We start from the raw sequence: 18743 nt of genomic DNA, 5'->3' as shown, positions 1-18743 counted from the left end.
TAGCGCAGCAGCGAAGCAGCGGAGGAGAAGACGTGGCTGACGAGCTCACCCCGGAGACCCCGGAAGAAGAGCAGCCCAAGAAGACGCACAAGCAGCGCAAGAACGGTCTGTACCCGGGCGTCAGCGACGAACTCGCCGAGAGCATGCGCACCGGCTGGGCCGACACCGAGCTGCACGGCCTCGAGCCCATCGCCCAGGCCGCCCACACGGCAGCCCGCCGCGCCGCGCTCTCCGCGCGCTTCCCCGGCGACCGCCTCGTCATCCCCGCCGGCCGTCTGAAGACCCGGTCGAACGACACCGAGTACCCCTTCCGCGCCTCCACCGAGTACGCGTACCTGACCGGCGACCAGACCGAGAACGGCGTCCTGGTCCTGGAGCCCACCGTCGACGGCCACACCGCGACCGTGTACCTGCTGCCGCGCTCCGACCGTGAGAACGGCGAGTTCTGGCTCTCCGGCCAGGGCGAACTGTGGGTCGGCCGACGCCACTCGCTGACCGAGGCGGAGCAGCTGCTCGGCATCCCCGCCAAGGACGTGCGCAAGCTCGCCGACGAGCTCACCGAGGCCACCGGCCCGGTCCGCAATGTCCGCGGCCACGACTCCGTCATCGAGTCCGCGCTGACCGACAAGGTCACCAAGGAACTCGACGAGGAACTGCGCGTCTACCTCTCTGAGGCCCGCGCCGTGAAGGACGAGTTCGAGATCGGCGAGCTGCAGAAGGCCGTCGACTCCACCGTCCGCGGGTTCGAGGACGTGGTGAAGGTCCTGGACAAGGCCGAGGCCACCTCCGAGCGCTACATCGAGGGCACCTTCTTCCTGCGTGCCCGCGTCGAGGGCAACGACGTCGGCTACGGCTCCATCTGCGCCGCCGGCGCCCACGCCTGCACCCTGCACTGGGTCCGCAACGACGGTGCCGTCCGCTCCGGCGACCTGCTGCTCCTCGACGCCGGTGTGGAGACCCACTCCCTCTACACCGCCGACGTCACCCGCACCCTGCCCATCAACGGCCGCTACACCGAGATCCAGCGCAAGATCTACGACGCGGTGTACGAGTCCCAGGAAGCCGGCATCGCCGCCGTCAAGCCCGGCGCGAAGTTCCGCGACTTCCACGACGCCTCGCAGCACGTCCTCGCCGAGAAGCTCGTCGAGTGGGGCCTGCTGGAGGGCCCGGTCGAGCGCGTCCTGGAGCTGGGCCTCCAGCGCCGCTGGACCCTGCACGGCACCGGCCACATGCTCGGCATGGACGTCCACGACTGCGCTGCCGCCCGCACCGAGGCCTATGTCGACGGCACTCTGGAGCCGGGCATGTGCCTCACCGTCGAGCCCGGCCTCTACTTCCAGGCCGACGACCTGACCGTGCCCGAGGAGTACCGCGGCATCGGCGTCCGCATCGAGGACGACATCCTGGTGACCGAGGACGGCAACCGGAACCTCTCCGCCGGCCTGCCGCGGACCTCCGACGAGGTCGAGGCCTGGATGGCCCGCCTCAAGGGCTGACCGGCACGCTTTTCGTCCCGCGGAAAAAGGGGCGGTGTCCCGAACACCGGGCACCGCCCCTTCGCCGTCCTACGAAGCCTTCAGCAGGGCCCCGTCCTGCCACTTCAGCATCTTGTCGAAGCTGACCACCGCGCCGCGGCCCGGCCGGTTGCGGAACCGCACGTGATCGGCGAGCTCCTCGATGAGGCACAACCCCCGGCCGTGCTCCCGCAGCCCCGGCCCGGACGGACCGGCCGACCCCGCTGCCCCCGCCGGCCCCGCCGGCCCCGGCTGCGGAGGTCTGTGGCGGGTCACCGCATGCGCCGGGAAACCCGGGCCCGAGTCGGTGACCTCGATCCGGCAGCGGTCCCCGTCCAGATAAGCGGTGACGCGGTACGCCCCGCACTCCGCCCCCGGATCCCGCCCGCCGTGCTCCACCGCGTTCGCACACGCCTCGCTCAGCGCCACCGAGAGGTCGAAGGAGATGTCCGGGTCCACCCCCGCGGTCTCCATCGTCCCCAGCAGCAGCCGCCTGGCGAGCGGCACGCTCGCAGCCTCGCGCCTCAAGTGGAGAGACCACCAGATGCTCATACCTGTACCTATTGCCGCCCGCACCACCCCGTAAGCCCCTCGCAGCCGGCAGAGCCCTCATTCGGCCGATGCCACCAGGGGGACTCAAGGGACCTTCCGGACCTGCCGTAGGGAAGCGGTAAGCGCAGTGCGATGATGGCCCGGCCATGACTGCCCCCCAGACGGCACGCGCCGGAGCCGGACTCCGGCTCATCCGGGCCGCGGTGTTCACCGCGGTCTGCGTTGTGCTGTCCGCGGCCGGGCACGCCCTGGCCTCCTGTGCCACCGTGCCCTGGTGGGCGATAGGCGCCGGATTCCTCGCCGTGTTCGCCCTTGCGGCCCCCCTCGCGGGACGCCGCCGGAGCCTGCCCGGCATCACCGCCGGACTCGCCGGCGGACAGCTCGCGCTGCACGCCCTGTTCGGCCTCGGCCAGCACGACGCAGCCGCCGCCACGGCGGCCAGGGCGGCGGCCGGCCCGGCGGCCTCCGACACCTCGCTGGCGGCCCTGGCGGCCCGGCTGGTCTGCGGCGGGAATTCCCTCCCGCTCAGCCCCGGCCAGGCCCGCCGGATCCTCGAAGCCGCCGGGATCGACCCCGACACCGCCACCGCCGCCCTCGCCGGGCAGGCCGCCCACACCGCGCACACGCACGCCGCCCAGGCTGCCCATGCCGCCGCCGAACCGGCGACCGGGCTGTTCAGCCTGCCCATGCTGCTCGGCCACCTGCTGGCCGCGGTCGCCGCCGGCTGGCTGCTCGGCCGCGGCGACGCCGCCCTGTTCCGCATCGTCCGGCTGTCCCGGCGGTCCGCCGAAGCCGTTCCGGTACGGGCCCTGCGCGCCGCACTGGCCTTCGTACGGGCCCTCTGCGCCGGACTCGCCGGTACGGCTCCCGCTACCCCGCGGGCCCGCACCACCCCGGACCGGACCGGCACCCCCGGCCGGGCCGCACTCCAGCACACGGTCATCCGGCGGGGACCCCCCGCGGCATACGCACTCGCAGCCTGACGCGGCCCCAGAGCACCACCCCTGAACAGGGGCGGAAGCACCGGTGCCGCACACTCCGCGCGCGCCCGTGCGCGGGGCCACCGTCATTCCTGCTCCCGTGGAGTCCCGCCATGAAGACCTCTCGCGTCTCCTTCGCCGCCGCGCTCGCCGCCGGCTCCGTCCTCGTGCTCTCCGGCACCGCCTTCGCGCACGTCAGCGTGCAGCCCGCCGGAGAGGCCGCCCAGGGCGGCTACGCCACGATCAACTTCAAGGTGCCGAACGAGCGCGACAACGCCTCGACGAACAAGCTGGAAGTCAGCTTCCCGACCGACCACCCGCTGACCTCCGCCATGCCGCAGGACATCCCCGGCTGGACGGTCACCGTCGAGAAGACCAAGCTCGACAAGCCGCTCACGGTGCACGGCAAGCAGATCAACGAGGCGGTCAGCAAGATCACCTGGACCGGCGGGACCATCGGGCCCGGCAAGTTCCAGCAGTTCCCCGTCTCGGTCGGCAAGCTGCCCGAGAACACCGACAAGCTGGTCTTCAAGGCGATCCAGACCTACGACAACAACGAGGTCGTGCGCTGGATCGAGGAGCCCAAGGAAGGCGCCGAGGAGCCGCAGAACCCTGCCCCCGTGCTCGCGCTGACCCCCGCCAAGGGCGACGACCACCACGGTGGCGACGACAAGAGCGGCAAGCAGGACGCCCACGGCAAGGACGCGAAGGGCACCAAGGACGCCAAGGACGGCGGCCACGACAAGGCCGCCGAGAGCAGCTCCGACACCACGGCCCGCGCCCTCGGGATCACCGGCATCGTCGTCGGCCTCGGCGGCGTCGCCTTCGGTGTCGCTTCCCGCCGCCGCACCTCCTGACCTCGCGCTTCAACCGATCTCCACAGTCATGAAGTCCGTACATCCCCGATCTCAGGGACATCTCTCCATGCGCACCACACGTGTGACGGTCGCCGCCCTGGCAGCGGCAGCCGCGCTCACCCTCTCCGCCTGCGGCGACAACAAGCCCGCCGCCGGCTCCGTGGCCCAGGTGAACGCCCCGGCCAAGACCACGGCGGGCACCGTGCTCGACCGGCCCTTCCCGAAGCCGGAGCTGGTCCTCACCGACACCACCGGCAAGCCGTGGAACCTGCGTGAGCAGACCAAGGGCAAGCTCACGCTCATCTACTTCGGCTACACCAACTGCCCCGACGTGTGCCCGCTCACCATGAGCAACATCGCCGTGGCCCGGAAGGCTCTCCCCAAGGCGGACCAGGACAAGCTCCAGGTCGTGTTCGTCACCACCGACCCCGAGCGGGACACCCCCGCATCCCTTGGCTCGTGGCTCAAGGCCCAGGACCCGTCCTTCATCGGACTCACCGGCGACTTCACGACCATCCAGGCAGCCGCCCGCAGCATCGGCATCGGCATCGACCCCGCCAAGAAGGAGGCCGACGGCAGCGTCGTCTCCATGCACGGCGCCCAGGTTCTGGCGTTCTCCCCCAAGACCGACGAGGGCTACGTCCTCTACGGCGAGGACACCAGCGCCGACGCCTACACCAAGGACCTGCCGAAGCTCATCAAGGGAGAGAACCCGTGAACCGCCGCACCACCCGCACCCTCGCCGCCGCCCTCTCCCTGACGGCCGCCCTCGCCATATCCGGCTGTTCCTCCGACTCCGGCTCCGGCTCCGACAAGCCGGCCAAGCCGGAGAAGCCCGTTATGACGGTCAGCGGCGCCTTCGTGCCGGAACCCGTCAACGACAAGATGGCCGGCGGCTTCATGGTCATCAAGAACGGCTCCTCGACCGCCGACAAGCTCACGGCCGTCACCAGCCCGCTCTCCGACGACGTGCAGATCCACGAGACCAAGAACCAGAAGATGCAGCAGGTTCCGTCCATGGACGTACCGGCGGACGGCGAGCTGAAGCTGGAACGCGGCGGCAACCACGTCATGTTCATGGGCCTCAAGAACAAGCCGAAGGTCGGCGACAAGATCACCATCGAACTGCGCTTCGAGAAGGCCGACCCTGTCAAGGTCGAACTCGACGTGAAGGAACGGACCCACAACCCGCAGAACGAAAACTCCCACTGACGGACCGAGGGACTGACACGCCATGACGGCCACCGCCCCATCCCTGGCCCGCACCACCGCCGCGGCCTTCCTGCCGCGGCTCGTGCTGGTCCTCGCAGCCCTGCTGGCAGCCATGTTCACCGCGGCCACACCGGCCACGGCACACGCCGCACTCACCGCGAGCGACCCCAAGGACGGGGCGGTGGTCGCCACGGCGCCCGCCCAGGTCACCCTCTCCTTCTCCGAGAAGGTCGCCATGGGCGACAACTCCATCCGCGTCATGGACCCCCGCGGCAAGCGCGTCGACACCGGCGAACTCCGCGACCTGTGCAGCGGATCCGTCATCCGCTACGGCACCGCCCTGCACACCGGACTCCCCAACGGCACCTACACGGTGGCCTGGCAGGCCGTGTCCGGTGACAGCCACCCCATCTCCGGCGCCTTCACCTTCTCCATCGGCGCCCCCTCCGCCACCAGCGTCACCCTGCCCACCCGACAGGCCGGCGACGGCCCGGTCGGCATCGCCTACGACATCGCGCGCTACGCCGCCTACGCCGGGTTCGCCGTCCTCGTCGGCAGCGCCGCCTTCATCCTGCTGTGCTGGCGCCGCGGTGCCGCCGAACGCCCCCTGCAGAAGCTCGTCCTGCGTGCCTGGGTGACCCTCACCGCCGCCACGCTCGCGATGCTCGTCCTGCGCCACCCGTACACCGGGTCCGGGCAGTTCGCCGATGCCTTCGACCTCGCCGGGCTGAAGGCCGTACTGGAGACCAAGACCGGCGCCTCCCTGGTCTCCCGACTGCTGCTGCTGGGCGCCGCCGCCCTCTTCATCGCCGTGCTCTTCGGTTCCTACGCTCGTCGCAGCCCGGACGGGGACGCCTCGGAGGACACCGCCAAGGACGCCGCCGAGGACACTGCCGAGGACGCGAAGGACCTCAGCGACCTCACCTTCGGCCTCGGTGTGGGCGGCACCGTTGTGGCCGGCGGCATCGCCGCCACCTGGGCCCTGTCGGAACACGCCTCCACCGGCATCCAGACCGGCATCGCCATGCCCGTGGACATCCTCCATCTGCTGGCCGTCGCCACCTGGCTCGGCGGGCTCACCGCCCTGCTGGTCGCCCTCCACACCAGCCCCGCCCTCCCCCGCGAGGCCGTTCAGCGCTTCTCCCGGATCGCCTTCACCAGCGTTCTGGTCCTCGCGGCCACCGGCCTCTACCAGGCCTGGCGGCAGGTCGGCAGCTGGTCGGCCCTCACCGGCACCGGCTACGGACAGCTCCTGCTCATCAAGATCGGCCTTGTCGCCGTCCTCGTCGGAGTCGCCTGGCTGTCCCGCAGGTGGACCGCCCGGCTGGCCACCCGCAGCGATGTTTCACGTGAAACAGCGACCGCCCAGGGCGCCGAGCCGGAGCCGGGGCCGGAACCCGAGCCGGAGCCGGTTTCCGTCCCCGCCGATCCTGTCCCCGCCAATCCCCAACGTGCCGCCCAGCTCGCCCGGCAGCAGGCCGCCCGCACCAAGGCCCGCAAGCAACAGATCCGCGACGCCGACCCCGACCGCGCCGGACTGCGCCGCTCGGTCCTCACCGAAGCCGCCGTCGCCGCCGTACTGCTCGCCGTCACCACCCTGCTGACCAGCACCGAACCCGGCCGGGCCGCGGAACTCGAGGTCGGCCGCAACACCGCCACGGACACCGCCGTCCCCAACCGCCCCATCAAGATCAGCCTGCCCTTCGACACCGGCGGTCAGAACGGCAAGGGCACCGCCCGCCTCGAACTCGACCCGGGCCGGACCGGCGCCAACACCCTCCACCTGTGGGTCGACGGCGCGGACGGCCAGCCCCTCGACGCCCCCGAGGTGAAGGTCTCCTTCACCCTCCCCGCCCAGGACATCGGTCCCCTGCCTCTGGTCCCGGACCGCGCCGCCGCCGGGCACTGGAGCGCGAACGGGGTCCAGCTCCCGCTGGCCGGCGAGTGGCGCATCGACGTGACCGTCCGCACCTCCGACATCGACCAAGTGACCGTCAACAAGAACGTGAAGATCGGCTGAGCAGCGTGACCGAGAGCACCACCGACATCGAAATCTCCCGCAGGCGGCTGCTGGGCACCGTCGGCGCGGCCGGCGCCGCCGGACTCGCGCTCGGCGCGGCCGGCGGCGCCCTCGGCCACTCCGCACTCGCCGACACCGGCAACAGCACCGGAACCGGAACCGGCAACCCCGGCGCCCTGTCCACCCTGGGCAGCACCGCGGTCGCCTTCCACGGCGACCGGCAGGCCGGCATCACCACCCCCCTCCAAGCCAAGGGCCACCTCCTCGCCCTCGACCTGGCCCCCGGCGCCGGCCGCACGGAGGCCGTCGCCCTGCTCCGCCGCTGGTCCGACAGCGCCCGCCGGCTGATGGCGGGGGAACCCGCTGCGAGCGCCGACACCGGAATCGCCCTCGACGCCGGGCCCTGCTCCCTCACCGTCACCTTCGGCTTCGGCCACTCCTTCTTCGACCGCACCGGGCTCGCCCACCGCCGGCCCACGGCACTCGACCCGCTGCCCGACTTCTCCGCGGACCGGCTCGACCCCAAGCGCAGCAACGGCGACCTGTGGATCCAGATCGGCTCCAACGACGGACTCGTCGCCTTCCACGCCCTGCGGACCCTCCAGAAGGAAGCCGGTGACGCGGCCCGCATCCGGTGGCAGATGAACGGCTTCAACCGCTCCCCGGGAGCCACCGGCACCCCGATGACCGCCCGCAACCTGATGGGCCAGGTCGACGGCACCGGCAATCCCAAGCCCGCGGAACCCGACTTCGACCGGCGGATCTTCGTCCCGGACGCCGGCCCCGGCCCCGCCGAACACGCCTGGATGGCAGGCGGCTCCTACGCCGTCGTACGCCGCATCCGGATGCTCCTCGACGACTGGGAGAAGCAGCCCCTCGAGCAGCAGGAACAAATCATCGGCCGGAAGAAGGCCAATGGCGCGCCGCTGACCGGCGGCACCGAGACCACCGAGCTCGACCTCAACCGGTTCGGCGCCGACGGCAAGCCCGTCATCCCTTCCAACGCCCATGCCCGCATCTCCGCGCCCGAGCAGAACGGCGGCGCGGCCATGCTCCGGCGGCCCTTCTCGTACCACGACGGAATCGGCCCGGACGGCACCCCGGACGCCGGTCTGCTGTTCGTCTGCTGGCAGGCCGACCCGCTCCGCGGGTTCGTCCCCGTCCAGCGCAAGCTCGACCGGGGCGACGCCCTGTCCGCGTTCATCCGGCACGAAGCCAGCGGACTGTACGCCGTCCCCGCCGGACCCAAGCCCGGGGAGTACGTCGGCCAGCGGCTGCTCGAGGGGTGAACGGCACCACAGGGCGGCCCGCCCCGGCATTAGGCTGACCGCATGTCGGCCACTCGCTTCACCTATCTCGGACCCGAGGGCACCTTCACCGAAGCCGCCCTGCGCACCCTGCCGGAAGCCGCCACCCGGGAACTGGTCCCGATGGTGTCGGTCCCGGCCGCCCTGGACGCCGTACGCAACGGAGAAGCCGCCGCGGCGCTGGTGCCGATCGAGAACTCGGTGGAGGGCGGAGTCACCGCCACTCTCGACGAGCTGGCCTCCGGCGAACCGCTGATGATCTACCGCGAGGTACTGCTGCCGATCGCGTTCGCGCTGCTGGTGCGGCCCGGCACCAAGCTGTCCGACGTCAAGACGGTCACGGGGCACCCGGTGGCGCAGCCGCAGGTGCGCAACTGGCTGCGCGCCCATCTGCCCGACGCGGTGTGGGAGTCGGCCGCCTCCAACGCCGACGGCGCACGACTCGTCCAGGAAGGCCGCTTCGACGCGGCCTTCGCCGGGGAGTTCGCCGCCGCCACCTACGGGCTGGAACCCCTGGTCACCGAGATCCACGACGCGGAGAACGCAGAGACCCGGTTCGTCCTCGTCGGCCGACCGGCCCGGCCGGCCGCCCCCACCGGCGCCGACAAGACCTCCGTGGTGCTCTGGCTCGGCGACGACCACCCCGGAGCCCTGCTCGAGCTCCTCCAGGAATTCGCGGTCCGCGGGGTCAACCTGATGCTCATCCAGTCCCGGCCCACCGGCGAAGGCATCGGCAACTACTGCTTCGCCGTGGACGCCGAAGGCCACATCTCCGACCGCCGGATGAGCGAGGCGCTGATGGGCCTCAGGCGGACCTGCCCGCAGGTCCGCTTCCTCGGCTCCTATCCGCGGGCCGGTGTCGCGCAGGGTGACATCCGCGCCGCCCGCGCCGGAACCACCGACGGCGACTTCACGGCGGCCTCCGACTGGCTGACACGCTGCCTCGACGGCCGTCCGTAAAGTTGTCCACGAGTTATCCACCGAGTTATCCACAGGCGGGCCCTCAGGCCTGTGGATTAGTCGACACCGGGAGACCGCAAGGTCGACAAATCGGTCGGGGACTCAGGTTTCGCATGAGCGAGCGGTAGGTGAACGGCGTCACCCGCGCATCACCGATCAACTCTTTGGGGCGAGTCATTCCCACCCGAATGAGTGTGTGAGGGTGGTTTGAACCCCGATTCGCCCCACCCCGAGCCTCCCCGGGATTGATCCCCAATTCTGTCCACAGAGACCGGCCACAGCCTGTGGACAAGACGCCTTCCCGCTCCATTCCTGTGGACAAGTCGGCTGCTCAGGCCGTGCACAAGAGGTGCACCAAGGTCGCCGATGTGCCCCATTTCAGGGAATCGGATCCCTTTTATCGATCGTCGAGGCCACCCGGTTCCGGCCACACGGCAACAGTTTTGCATTCGCGGCAATTAGGACATAGCGACACGCAGCGTGATATCGGTGTGATCCCTTCAAGCCCCGCCCGGTAGCCTGGAGGGGTGATTGACCTCCGGCTGCTCCGTGAAGACCCCGACCGTGTCCGCGCCTCGCAGCGCGCCCGTGGAGAGGACGTCGAGCTCGTCGACGCACTGCTCTCCGCCGACGAGCGCCGCAGGTCCTCGGGCGTCCGATTCGACGAGCTCCGCAACGAGCAGAAGTCTCTCGGCAAGCTGATCCCCAAGGCCTCCCCGGAGGAGCGGGCGGAGCTGCTGAAGAAGGCCGAGCAGCTCAAGGCGGACGTGAAGGCCGCCGAGGCCGCGCAGAACGAGGCGGACGACGCCGCCCGCGCGCTGCTGCTCCAGCTGGGCAACATCGTCCACCCGGACGTGCCGGTCGGCGGCGAGGAGGACTTCGCCGTCCTGGAGACGCACGGCACGATCCGCGACTTCGCCGCCGAGGGCTTCGAGCCCAAGGACCACCTGGAGCTCGGCGAGCTGCTGGCCGCCATCGACGTGGAGCGCGGCGCGAAGGTGTCGGGCTCGCGGTTCTACTACCTCACGGGTGTCGGCGCCCTGCTGGAGCTTGCGCTGGTCAACGCGGCCATCGCGCAGGCCACCGCGGCCGGCTTCGTGCCGATGCTGACTCCGGCGCTGGTGCGTCCGCGGGCCATGGAGGGCACCGGTTTCCTCGGCCAGGCCTCGGAGAACGTCTACCACCTGGAGAAGGACGACTACTACCTGGTCGGCACCTCCGAGGTACCGCTCGCCGCGTACCACATGGACGAGATCATCGACGCGGACAAGCTGCCGCTGCGGTACGCCGGCTTCTCCCCGTGCTTCCGCCGTGAGGCCGGCACGTACGGCAAGGACACCCGCGGCATCTTCCGCGTCCACCAGTTCGACAAGGTGGAGATGTTCTCCTACGTCGCGCCGGAGGAGGCCGAGGCCGAGCACCAGCGCCTGCTGGACTGGGAGAAGCAGTGGCTGACCAGCCTTGAGCTGCCGTTCCAGGTGATCGATGTCGCCACCGGCGACCTGGGCGCCTCCGCCTCCCGCAAGTTCGACTGCGAGGCCTGGATCCCGACCCAGGGCAAGTACCGCGAGCTGACCTCCGCCTCGAACTGCGACAGCTTCCAGGCCCGCCGTCTGTCGGTGCGTCTGCGGGACGGCAAGAAGACCCAGCCGCTGGCCACGCTGAACGGCACCCTGTGCGCCGTACCGCGGACCATCGTGGCGCTGCTGGAGAACCACCAGCAGGCCGACGGTTCGGTGCGGGTGCCCGAGGTGCTCCGCCCGTACCTGGGTGGCCGCGAGGTCCTGGAGCCGGTCGCCAAGTGAGCCTTCCGTACCGCCTGATCGCCACGGATCTCGACGGCACGCTGCTGCGGGCCGACGAGTCGATCTCCGAGCGGACACGCGAGGCGCTCGCCGCGGCGACCGCGGCGGGTGCCGCGCACATCGTGGTCACCGGCCGTGCCGTGCCCTGGACCCGGCACATCCTCGACGACCTGGGCTACCAGGGGCTCGCGGTGTGCGGCCAGGGAGCGCAGGTCTACCACGCCGGGGAGCACCGGCTGCTCACCTCGGTGACCCTGGACCGGCAGCTCGGCGGGCTGGCACTGGCCAAGATCGAGGCGGAGCTGGGCTCGGTGTTCCTGGCCGCGAGCCGGGACGGGATCGACGGCGACGTGCTGGTCGGTCCGGGCTACCAGGTGCAGGAGGGGCCGCTGCCGTACGTGTTCCTGAAGGACACGGCGGAGCTGTGGGCGGCCCCGCTCACCAAGCTCTACATCCAGCATGCCGAGCTGGATGACGACACCCTGGCCACGACGGCGAAGGAGGTCGTCGGGGCGCTGGTCGACGTGGTCGTGGCCGGGCCGGGCGTGGTGGAGATACTGCCGCTGGGGCTGAGCAAGGCGACGGGGCTCTCGCTGGCGGCGCGTCGGCTGGGTGTGAAGAAGACCGAGACCATCGCCTTCGGCGACATGCCGAACGACATCCCCATGTTCGGCTGGGCGGCCCATGGTGTGGCCATGGCCAACGCCCACCGTGATCTGAAGGCTGTCGCGGACGAGGTGACGACCTCCAACGAGGAGGACGGCATCGCGGTGGTGCTGGAGCGCTTGCTGGGCGCAGCGTAGGAACGTGTGAGGTGGTCCGGGGCAGCCCGCGCCGTATGGCGCGCTCGAAGTGGCTCCCCCGGACCTTTTTGTTGCTCCCCGCACGATCCACTCTGCCCGGGCGGGTGGTCCCGTACCAGCGAATTTCTGTGCATCAGCCGTGAATCCGGCGGCGGCGCCAGTAGGCGACGGTGAGGATGCCCAGCAGCGGGCCCCACAGCAGCAGCGGCGCGTAGGTCAGGGTGAAGACCGACCCGAAGAACCCGGTGGGAGAGTTGGGATTCGCGGCGTTGGTGTCGTTCCACACCCAGGCGCCCAGGAACGTGATGCCGGTGACCGCGAGGGCGCCGAGCGCGGCGGGGACCAGGGCCACCGCGGGGTGGATCCGGCGTCCGCCCCAGCCGGGCACCCAGCGGGGCACCTGCTCGCCCCAGCGCTGCACCAGGCCGAGACTCAGCAGGCCCGCAGCTTCCTGGAGGGCGCAGACGGAGAGCAGGACCAGGGATGCCCAGCCCGGGAAGTACGAGTGGTGCAGGTCGCTGCCCGGGCCCCAGCCCATGGGGACGCCCAAGGCGATCAGGAGCCGCCACAGGCAGCTGGGCAGCACGGTCAGCGAGGCGAACCTGGCGATCCGGACGAGCCGGGGGGAGACCCCGGGAACGGTGTCCGTGGCCCGGGCGGGTGATCTCGAAACTACGCGCCGGGTACGCGCCTTCGCTGGCCCTGGGGGCCGTCCTGCTGCTGGTCGCCTCCGTGCTGGGGGCGCCCGCCGCAAGGACACTGCTGGGGGTCGTGGTGCTGTTGCCGATGCTGGCGCTCACGGCCCGCTGGTCGCCGCGGTCATGGGCCTGGACCGGCTGCGTCCTGGGCGGGGTGGCGGTGGCGTACTGGCCGGTGTCCCTGATGCCGGACGCCGGGTGGCTGGAGGCGTCCGGGGCGGCGCTGTTCTGGGCCCTGCCGGCCGCGGGGGCGGTCGCTGCGGGTGCGCACCTGCGGCGGCAGGCGGGGCGGGCGCGGCGGGCGGTGACCGAGGCGCGGCGGGAGCAGCAGCTCGAACTGGCCCGCGATCTGCACGACTTCGTCGCGCACGACGTCAGCGCGATCGTGGTACAGGCGCAGGCGGCGCGGTTCGTGGCGGAGCAGGATCCGCGGCAGGCGGTGGCGGCCCTGGAGCGGATCGAGGCGGCTGGGCTGAACGCGCTGGCCACGATGGACCGTACGGTGCACGCGCTGCGGGCTGCGGGCGGCGGGCCGACGGCGCCGACTCCCGGGCTTGCGGAACTGCCCGCGTTGGTCGAGAGGTTCGAGGGCGGGGTGCTGGAGGCGGATCCGGCGGCGATGGCGGGGCTGTCCCGGGAGGCGGACAGCACGGCGTACCGGGTGGCGGTGGAGGCGCTGACGAACGTACGGCGCCACGCGCCCGGGGCCGCGGAGGTGACGGTGGCGGTCCGGCGGGCCGGGGTGGGGATCGAGCTGAGCGTGGCCAATTCCGCGGCCGGCCGGGGCGGGCGGGGGCGATGGGCCCGGCGCCGGAGCGGGACCGGGCTGGAGGGTCTGCGGGGGCGGGTGGAGGCTGCGGAGGGGACGCTGACGGCCGGGGCGGTGGACGGGGGCGGCTGGCTGGTTCGTGCGGTTTTCCCGGCGGTGGCGGCCCCCCAGGGGTGATCATGGCCGGGTGACGACGCGGATTCTGATAGCGGATGACCAGGCGGATGTTCGCAGCGGATTCCGGCTGATTCTCGATTCTCAGCCGGATATGAGCGTGGTGGGGGAGGCGGAGGACGGGGAGCGGGCGGTGGCCCTGGCCCGGGAGCTGCGACCGGATGTGGTGCTGGCGGACATCCGGATGCCGAAGCTGGACGGGCTGGAGGTGACCCGGCTACTGGCGCCGGTCACCAAGGTGGTCGTGGTGACCACCTTCGACCTCGACGAATACGTGCACACCGCGCTGCGGAACGGCGCCTGCGGGTTCCTGCTGAAGCGGTCGGGACCGGCCCTGCTGATCGAGGGGGTGCGGGCGGCCGTACAGGGGGACACGATGATCAGCCCGCAGATCACGGTGCGGCTGCTGAGCCGGCTCGCCGAACAGCCGACTGCCAGGGTTCCCGCTCCGCATCCGCTGACCGAGCGGGAGCTGGAGATCGTGCGGCTGGTGGCCCGGGGCCTGACGAATGCGGAGATCGGCGCGGAGCTGTTCATCAGTGCCGGGACGGCCAAGACCCATATCGCCAATGTGCAGGCGAAATTGGGGGTGCGGAACCGGGTGGGGATCGCCTCGTGGGCATGGGAGCACGGGGTGGTTCAGGCGGCGGCCGGCTGACTATGTTTCACGTGAAACAGGGTGCCGGGTGAGGGGCCAGGCCAGCAGACCGACCGCGAGGGCGACGGCGTGCCCGAAATCGGTGAAGGTGGCCCCGCTGAGCAGCGGGATCCCGAAGACGGCGACGGTACCGATCAGGTAGGGCCAGCGCCAGGGGTGGGGCAGTCGGTAGGTGAGGACTCCGATGGCAGCCGCCAGTCCGTAGCTGACGCCGATGTCGACCACATGGGCCATGCTGCGCGGGGCGCGATGGTCCTCGATGGCCATCAGGACCATCTGCTGGCTGGCCAGGGTGGCGGCGATATGGGCGGTTGCGATGATGACGAACCAGCGCAGGGTACCCAGCCAGCGTTCCACGGGCGCCTGGAACACCTCGAAGAGAAGGGCGTAGAGGGCGAGGGAGGCGGGGTTCTCGATCCAGAAGGCGCTGGTGATGAGTGACCGGATCGGGTGTTGGACGAGTTCGTGGACATTGCTGCTGTTGCGGTGCAGCAGGACGTGTTCGGGCTGCTCGGGGGCGATGGCCACGATGAGGCTGGTGACGGCGATGATCAGCAGCCAGATGTGCGTTCCGGGCGAGGAGCGCACCCAGGACCGCAGGGGCCGGGAGGGCTCGGGCTCGGCATGCGGCGGCAGCATGTCCCGATCATGACGCGTGCACCTGTGCCCCGCCCGGCGCAGGTGGCCGGGCGGGGCACAGGTGTCGCGGTCGCGCCGCCGGTTACTCCTCGCCGGCGAGAGTGAGGCGGCGGAGTTTCTGGCCGGCGTAGACGGTGGCGCCCACGGTGACGACGGCGAGCAGGGTCACGGCTGTGGGCAGACCGACGGCGGCGTCCACATAACCGGGTCCGGCAACCTTCTCGGCGAGGGAGAGGGCCCACTGCTGGACGCTGAGGGTCTTGGCTCCGGAGACCAGGCTGCCGAAGAGGGATTCCCAGATCAGTGCGTAGACCAGGCCGAAGACCACCGCGTGCCGGCTGACGGTGCCCAGCAGCAGGAAGAGCGCGCTATAGGCGACGGAGGCGATGAGCGCGGCCACGGTGTAGGCGACCGCGATCTGCTGGCCGTTGCCGTTGAGGATGAATCCGGCGATGAGGGTGGGGATCGCGGAGAACGCCATGGTGATGGCGACGGCGACGATCAGCTTGGTCATGATGATCGTCGGGCGCTTCACCGGCTTGGCGAGCAGGTAGACGATCGAGCCGTCGTCGATCTCGGGTCCGATGGCTCCGGTGCCGGCGATGACGCCGATCAGCGGGACCATGGTGGCGAGGGCGAAGCCGCCGAGGAGGTCGGCCGCGACCTTGTCGTCGACGCCGGTGAAGGCGCGGACGGCCAGGGAGATGGCGATCAGCAGGGCGGGCAGCGCGAAGAGGATCAGCGCGCGGCGGCGGCCGAGCAGGGCCCGGTAGGTGAGCCGGGCGACGGTGGGGTTGTACATCGGTGCCAGCTCCTTCAGGCCGCTACGAGGTAGGAGAAGACCGACTCGAGGGACTCGTCGGAGGGGGAGACCGTCAGCAGCCGGATGCTGTGGGCGCGTGCGACGCGCGGCAGCAGCTCGGTGAAGCGGCCGAAGTCGACGGCCTGGATGCGCAGGGCGCCTTCCTTGTGGTCGACCTCGATGCCGGCGGTGGAGGGGTCGGCGATCAGGGCAGCGGCGAGCGCCCGGTCGTCGGAGGAGCGTACGAGGTAGCGGTGCGGGCGGTCGGTCATCAGGCGGCGGATCCGGCGGAAGTCGCCGGAGGCGGCGTGCCGGCCGGCCACGATCACCTCGATGTGCGAGGCGAGCTGTTCGACCTCCTCGAGGATGTGGGAGGAGAACAGGACCGTCCGGCCTTCCTCTCCCATGCGGCGCAGCAGGTCCATGAGCTGCATGCGCTGGCGCGGGTCCATGCCGTTGAACGGCTCGTCGAGCAGCAGCACGGAGGGGTCGTGGACGAGGGCGGAGGCCATCTTGACGCGCTGCCGCATGCCCTTGGAGTAGGTCGCGATCTTGCGGTCCTGGGCGTACTCCATCTCGACGGTGGCCAGGGCCCGCTGGGCGGCGGCGTCGTCGAGGCCGTGGAGTTCGGCGTTGGCGACGACGAATTCGCGGCCGGTGAGGAAGTCGTACATGGATTCCCGCTCGGGTACCACGCCGATGTGCCGGTAGACCGTTTCGTTCTGCCAGATCGGGGCGCCGTCGAGGGTCACGGTGCCGGTGGAGGGGGCGAGGAAGCCGCCCATCATGTTGATGAGGGTGGACTTGCCGGCGCCGTTGGGGCCGAGGAGGCCGGTGACCCCGGGGCCGATGCGCATGGTCACGTCGTTGACGGCGACGACGTTCCCGAACCAGCGGGAGGTGTGGTCGATGTCGATGATGGTCACAGCCCGGCCTTCCGGTAGCGGGCCATCAGCGCGGCGTAGGAGCCGGCGATGAGGGCGAAGACGGCGAGCAGGTAGACGATGCCGACGCCGGCCGAGGGGCCGTCGCCGCCGGGGAAGGCGGAGTCGGCGTTGAGGAAGGCGGTCTGGACTCCGTCGATCAGGGTGATCGGGGAGAACAGGCCCATCCACTCGATGGCGCTGCTGTTGCCGGTTTCCATGGCGACGACCTGGATGGTGGAGACGGCGCCGTAGGGGATCAGCAGAAGGGCGATGACGGCGGCGACGCCGAAACCGCGGCGCGGGGTGAGTGCGGCCATGACCAGCCCGAGGCCGGCGAAGAGGATGGAGAGGAGCAGCACGGAGACCAGTCCCTGAGCGAACCCTTCGGTCTGGTCCGCGAAGTCGAATTTCGCCAGCAGCGAGCCGATGTACATGATCAGCAGCGGGGTGGCGGTGAGGATGAACAGGGCCGAGGCCATCGCCGCGTACTTGGCGAGGACGTAGTCGACGCGTTCGATGGGCCGGGAGAAGTAGAGCGGCACGGTCTTGAAGCGCAGGTCCCGGGAGACCGACTGGGGCGCCTGGGACGCGAGGTAGAGGCCGATGACCACCTGGGTGGTGATGGCGTACGTCGTGTACTTGATCGGCAGGTCGGTGGAGCCGGGGACGGCGATGGCGACCGCGACGATGATCAGCGCGGGGACGCACATGACCGCGAAGAGGATCATCGGGAGGATCTTGGACTTGGCGGAGCGGCCGAGTCCGTAGGCGCCGCGCAGGGACTGCGAGAAGAGCGAGGTGCGGGCGTAGGCGCGGCCGAGCCGGGCGCCGTCGTAGGAGCGGTAGCCGATGTTGTGGATCTGGGTGGAGGTGTCAGTTGCCATCGGAACCGGCTCCCTTCGGGTCCTTGAAGACCTCGGCGATGTGGTGGCGGCGCTGTTCCATGCGGACCAGGCCGAGGCCGAGCTCGGCAACGGTGTCGCGAACGGTGTCGTAGATCTGCTCGCCGGTGGCCTCGACGAGGAGGATGTGGCCGGCGCCGGGCAGGCCCTGTTCCTCTCCCGCGTGGAGGGTGACCCCGGCCGAGGCGAGGGCCTGACGGAGGGCCGCGGTGCCGTCGGGGTGGGTGTCGGAGTCGGTGACCTCCACCGCGAGGGTGGTGGTGGTCTGGGTGAAGTCGCTGGTGGAGCTGGAGCGCAGGAGCGTGCCGCCGTCGACGACCACGACGTGGTCGCAGGTCCGTTCCAGTTCGCCCAAGAGGTGCGAGGTGACCAGGACCGAGATGCCGAAGTCGGTGTAAATACGGCGGATCAGTCCGAGCATCTCGTCCCGGCCGACCGGGTCCAGGCCGTTGGTGGGCTCGTCGAGGAGGACCAGCTGGGGGTCGTGGACAAGGGCCTGGGCGAGCTTGACCCGCTGCTTCATGCCGGTGGAGTAGCCGCCGATGGGGCGGTAGCGCTCCTCGTAGAGCCCGACGTGGCGCAGGGTGTCGGCGGTGCGCTCGCGGGCCGCGGTCGGCGGCAGTCCGGACATGCGCGCCATGTGGACGACGAATTCGGTGGCCGAGACGTCGGGCGGCAGGCAGTCGTGTTCGGGCATGTAGCCGACGCGTTCCCGGATGGCGCTGCCGTGCGTGGCGACGTCGAGTCCGAGTACGGCGGCACGGCCCTCGGTGGCGGGGGACAGTCCCAGCAGGATCTTGATCAGCGTGGACTTGCCGGCTCCGTTGGCACCCACGAGGCCGGTCACGCCGGGCCCGATGTCCAAGGAGAGCCGGTCGAGGGCGGTCACTCGGGGGTACCGCTTGCTCAGGCTTTCGGTCGCAATGACAGTCACGGCTTTGACGGTAGTGGTGCGGCTGCCGCAGGACGTCAGACCTGGAGCGGGACCCTGTCTCCGCCTTCAGGACTACACGCCCGTACGGGAGGCTGATGCGGGGCTGGCTCCGGGGAGCCAACTTGCGCCGGAGTTCGGTTCCCGTCCGTGCGCGACCCTTGACGTGACCTCCGAGCATTGTCACATTCATCAGTGTCAACTTACGGGCACGTACGGCTACGGGACGGACGG

Annotated in this window: 19 protein-coding genes; 12 read left to right on the top strand and 7 right to left on the bottom strand. The window is 70.7% G+C overall.

Going from position 1 to position 18743, the window contains the following annotated elements; genetic code table 11:
• Nucleotides 1-32 precede the first annotated feature (32 nt).
• The gene (locus tag ABT123_RS08600) at nucleotides 33-1496 is read left to right on the top strand and encodes an aminopeptidase P family protein (RefSeq protein WP_351311144.1); all 1464 of its coding nucleotides are present in this window, start codon (nucleotides 33-35) and stop codon (nucleotides 1494-1496) included.
• Between the two features lie 69 nt (nucleotides 1497-1565).
• On the opposite strand, the gene ABT123_RS08595 is transcribed toward ABT123_RS08600, so the two are convergent.
• The gene (locus ABT123_RS08595) at nucleotides 1566-2066 is read right to left on the bottom strand and encodes an ATP-binding protein (RefSeq protein WP_351311143.1); all 501 of its coding nucleotides are present in this window, start codon (nucleotides 2064-2066) and stop codon (nucleotides 1566-1568) included.
• Nucleotides 2067-2212: 146 nt separating this feature from the next.
• Between ABT123_RS08595 and ABT123_RS08590 the strand changes: the two genes are divergently transcribed.
• The 9 genes from ABT123_RS08590 (at nucleotide 2213) to ABT123_RS08550 (ending at nucleotide 12010) form a co-directional block, all read left to right on the top strand.
• Nucleotides 2213-3049 carry a hypothetical protein gene (locus tag ABT123_RS08590; protein ID WP_351311141.1) on the top strand — a complete coding sequence of 279 codons (837 nt, stop codon included), beginning with the start codon at nucleotides 2213-2215 and terminating at the stop codon, nucleotides 3047-3049.
• Between the two features lie 110 nt (nucleotides 3050-3159).
• Nucleotides 3160-3903 carry a YcnI family copper-binding membrane protein gene (locus ABT123_RS08585; RefSeq protein ID WP_351311139.1) on the top strand — a complete coding sequence of 248 codons (744 nt, stop codon included), beginning with the start codon at nucleotides 3160-3162 and terminating at the stop codon, nucleotides 3901-3903.
• A 67-nt stretch (nucleotides 3904-3970) separates the two neighbouring features.
• Nucleotides 3971-4621 (top strand): SCO family protein, encoded by a 651-nt coding sequence (locus ABT123_RS08580; RefSeq protein ID WP_351311137.1) that lies wholly within the window; start codon nucleotides 3971-3973, stop codon nucleotides 4619-4621.
• Nucleotides 4618-5115: a copper chaperone PCu(A)C gene (locus ABT123_RS08575; protein ID WP_351311135.1), complete on the top strand. Its 498-nt coding sequence runs from the start codon at nucleotides 4618-4620 to the stop codon at nucleotides 5113-5115. The genes ABT123_RS08580 and ABT123_RS08575 overlap by 4 nt, the downstream gene beginning before the upstream one ends.
• A gap of 22 nt (nucleotides 5116-5137) precedes the next feature.
• The gene (locus ABT123_RS08570) at nucleotides 5138-7135 is read left to right on the top strand and encodes a copper resistance CopC/CopD family protein (RefSeq protein WP_351311133.1); all 1998 of its coding nucleotides are present in this window, start codon (nucleotides 5138-5140) and stop codon (nucleotides 7133-7135) included.
• Between the two features lie 5 nt (nucleotides 7136-7140).
• A complete protein-coding gene (efeB, locus tag ABT123_RS08565) occupies nucleotides 7141-8424 on the top strand; it encodes an iron uptake transporter deferrochelatase/peroxidase subunit (RefSeq protein WP_351311131.1) in 1284 nt (427 codons plus the stop codon).
• 42 nt (nucleotides 8425-8466) lie between these two features.
• Nucleotides 8467-9402 carry a prephenate dehydratase gene (gene pheA / locus ABT123_RS08560; RefSeq protein ID WP_351311129.1) on the top strand — a complete coding sequence of 312 codons (936 nt, stop codon included), beginning with the start codon at nucleotides 8467-8469 and terminating at the stop codon, nucleotides 9400-9402.
• Nucleotides 9403-9929: 527 nt separating this feature from the next.
• Nucleotides 9930-11207 carry a serine--tRNA ligase gene (serS, locus tag ABT123_RS08555; RefSeq protein ID WP_351311127.1) on the top strand — a complete coding sequence of 426 codons (1278 nt, stop codon included), beginning with the start codon at nucleotides 9930-9932 and terminating at the stop codon, nucleotides 11205-11207.
• Complete coding sequence (locus ABT123_RS08550; RefSeq protein WP_351311125.1) at nucleotides 11204-12010, top strand: HAD family hydrolase; 807 nt, start codon at nucleotides 11204-11206, stop codon at nucleotides 12008-12010. Before serS ends, ABT123_RS08550 begins: the two co-directional genes overlap by 4 nt.
• Nucleotides 12011-12143: 133 nt before the next feature.
• Here the strand turns inward: ABT123_RS08550 and ABT123_RS08545 are convergent, their stop codons facing one another.
• Entirely contained in the window at nucleotides 12144-12596 is a 453-nt protein-coding gene (locus ABT123_RS08545; RefSeq protein ID WP_351311123.1) for a hypothetical protein, read from the bottom strand.
• A gap of 74 nt (nucleotides 12597-12670) precedes the next feature.
• Between ABT123_RS08545 and ABT123_RS08540 the strand changes: the two genes are divergently transcribed.
• Together ABT123_RS08540 and ABT123_RS08535 are read left to right on the top strand one after the other, a co-directional pair.
• Nucleotides 12671-13654: a sensor histidine kinase gene (locus ABT123_RS08540; RefSeq protein ID WP_351311121.1), complete on the top strand. Its 984-nt coding sequence runs from the start codon at nucleotides 12671-12673 to the stop codon at nucleotides 13652-13654.
• Between the two features lie 10 nt (nucleotides 13655-13664).
• Nucleotides 13665-14309 carry a response regulator gene (locus tag ABT123_RS08535; RefSeq protein WP_351311119.1) on the top strand — a complete coding sequence of 215 codons (645 nt, stop codon included), beginning with the start codon at nucleotides 13665-13667 and terminating at the stop codon, nucleotides 14307-14309.
• Here ABT123_RS08535 and ABT123_RS08530 read toward each other — a convergent pair whose 3' ends face one another.
• From ABT123_RS08530 to ABT123_RS08510, 5 genes are all read right to left on the bottom strand, one after another.
• Nucleotides 14310-14948: a rhomboid-like protein gene (locus tag ABT123_RS08530; RefSeq protein WP_351311117.1), complete on the bottom strand. Its 639-nt coding sequence runs from the start codon at nucleotides 14946-14948 to the stop codon at nucleotides 14310-14312.
• A gap of 82 nt (nucleotides 14949-15030) precedes the next feature.
• Nucleotides 15031-15750: an ABC transporter permease gene (locus ABT123_RS08525; protein ID WP_351311115.1), complete on the bottom strand. Its 720-nt coding sequence runs from the start codon at nucleotides 15748-15750 to the stop codon at nucleotides 15031-15033.
• Nucleotides 15751-15764: 14 nt separating this feature from the next.
• Complete coding sequence (locus ABT123_RS08520) at nucleotides 15765-16676, bottom strand: ABC transporter ATP-binding protein (RefSeq protein WP_351311114.1); 912 nt, start codon at nucleotides 16674-16676, stop codon at nucleotides 15765-15767.
• On the bottom strand, nucleotides 16673-17560 hold the full coding sequence (locus tag ABT123_RS08515) for an ABC transporter permease (RefSeq protein ID WP_351311112.1): 888 nt from the start codon (nucleotides 17558-17560) through the stop codon (nucleotides 16673-16675). The genes ABT123_RS08520 and ABT123_RS08515 overlap by 4 nt, the downstream gene beginning before the upstream one ends.
• The gene (locus tag ABT123_RS08510) at nucleotides 17550-18512 is read right to left on the bottom strand and encodes an ABC transporter ATP-binding protein (RefSeq protein WP_351311110.1); all 963 of its coding nucleotides are present in this window, start codon (nucleotides 18510-18512) and stop codon (nucleotides 17550-17552) included. Before ABT123_RS08510 ends, ABT123_RS08515 begins: the two co-directional genes overlap by 11 nt.
• Nucleotides 18513-18743: the final 231 nt, after the last annotated feature.

Origin of the sequence: Streptomyces sp. NPDC002054, assembly GCF_040296685.1 — a bacterium.
Classification (GTDB): Bacteria; Actinomycetota; Actinomycetes; order Streptomycetales; family Streptomycetaceae; genus Streptomyces.
The sequence above is the reverse complement of the archived record's forward strand: the minus strand, read 5'-3'. Positions and strand labels throughout refer to the sequence as shown.

Bases quoted from the DNA above. Each gene is read 5' to 3' on its own strand.
- ABT123_RS08595 (WP_351311143.1), bottom strand. From the start codon at position 2,066: ATGAGCATCTGGTGGTCTCTCCACTTGAGGCGCGAGGCTGCGAGCGTG.
- ABT123_RS08590 (WP_351311141.1), top strand. From the start codon at position 2,213: ATGACTGCCCCCCAGACGGCACGCGCCGGAGCCGGACTCCGGCTCATC.
- ABT123_RS08585 (WP_351311139.1), top strand. From the start codon at position 3,160: ATGAAGACCTCTCGCGTCTCCTTCGCCGCCGCGCTCGCCGCCGGCTCC.
- ABT123_RS08580 (WP_351311137.1), top strand. From the start codon at position 3,971: ATGCGCACCACACGTGTGACGGTCGCCGCCCTGGCAGCGGCAGCCGCG.
- ABT123_RS08570 (WP_351311133.1), top strand. From the start codon at position 5,138: ATGACGGCCACCGCCCCATCCCTGGCCCGCACCACCGCCGCGGCCTTC.
- pheA (WP_351311129.1), top strand. From the start codon at position 8,467: ATGTCGGCCACTCGCTTCACCTATCTCGGACCCGAGGGCACCTTCACC.
- ABT123_RS08530 (WP_351311117.1), bottom strand. From the start codon at position 14,948: ATGCTGCCGCCGCATGCCGAGCCCGAGCCCTCCCGGCCCCTGCGGTCC.
- ABT123_RS08525 (WP_351311115.1), bottom strand. From the start codon at position 15,750: ATGTACAACCCCACCGTCGCCCGGCTCACCTACCGGGCCCTGCTCGGC.
- ABT123_RS08515 (WP_351311112.1), bottom strand. From the start codon at position 17,560: ATGGCAACTGACACCTCCACCCAGATCCACAACATCGGCTACCGCTCC.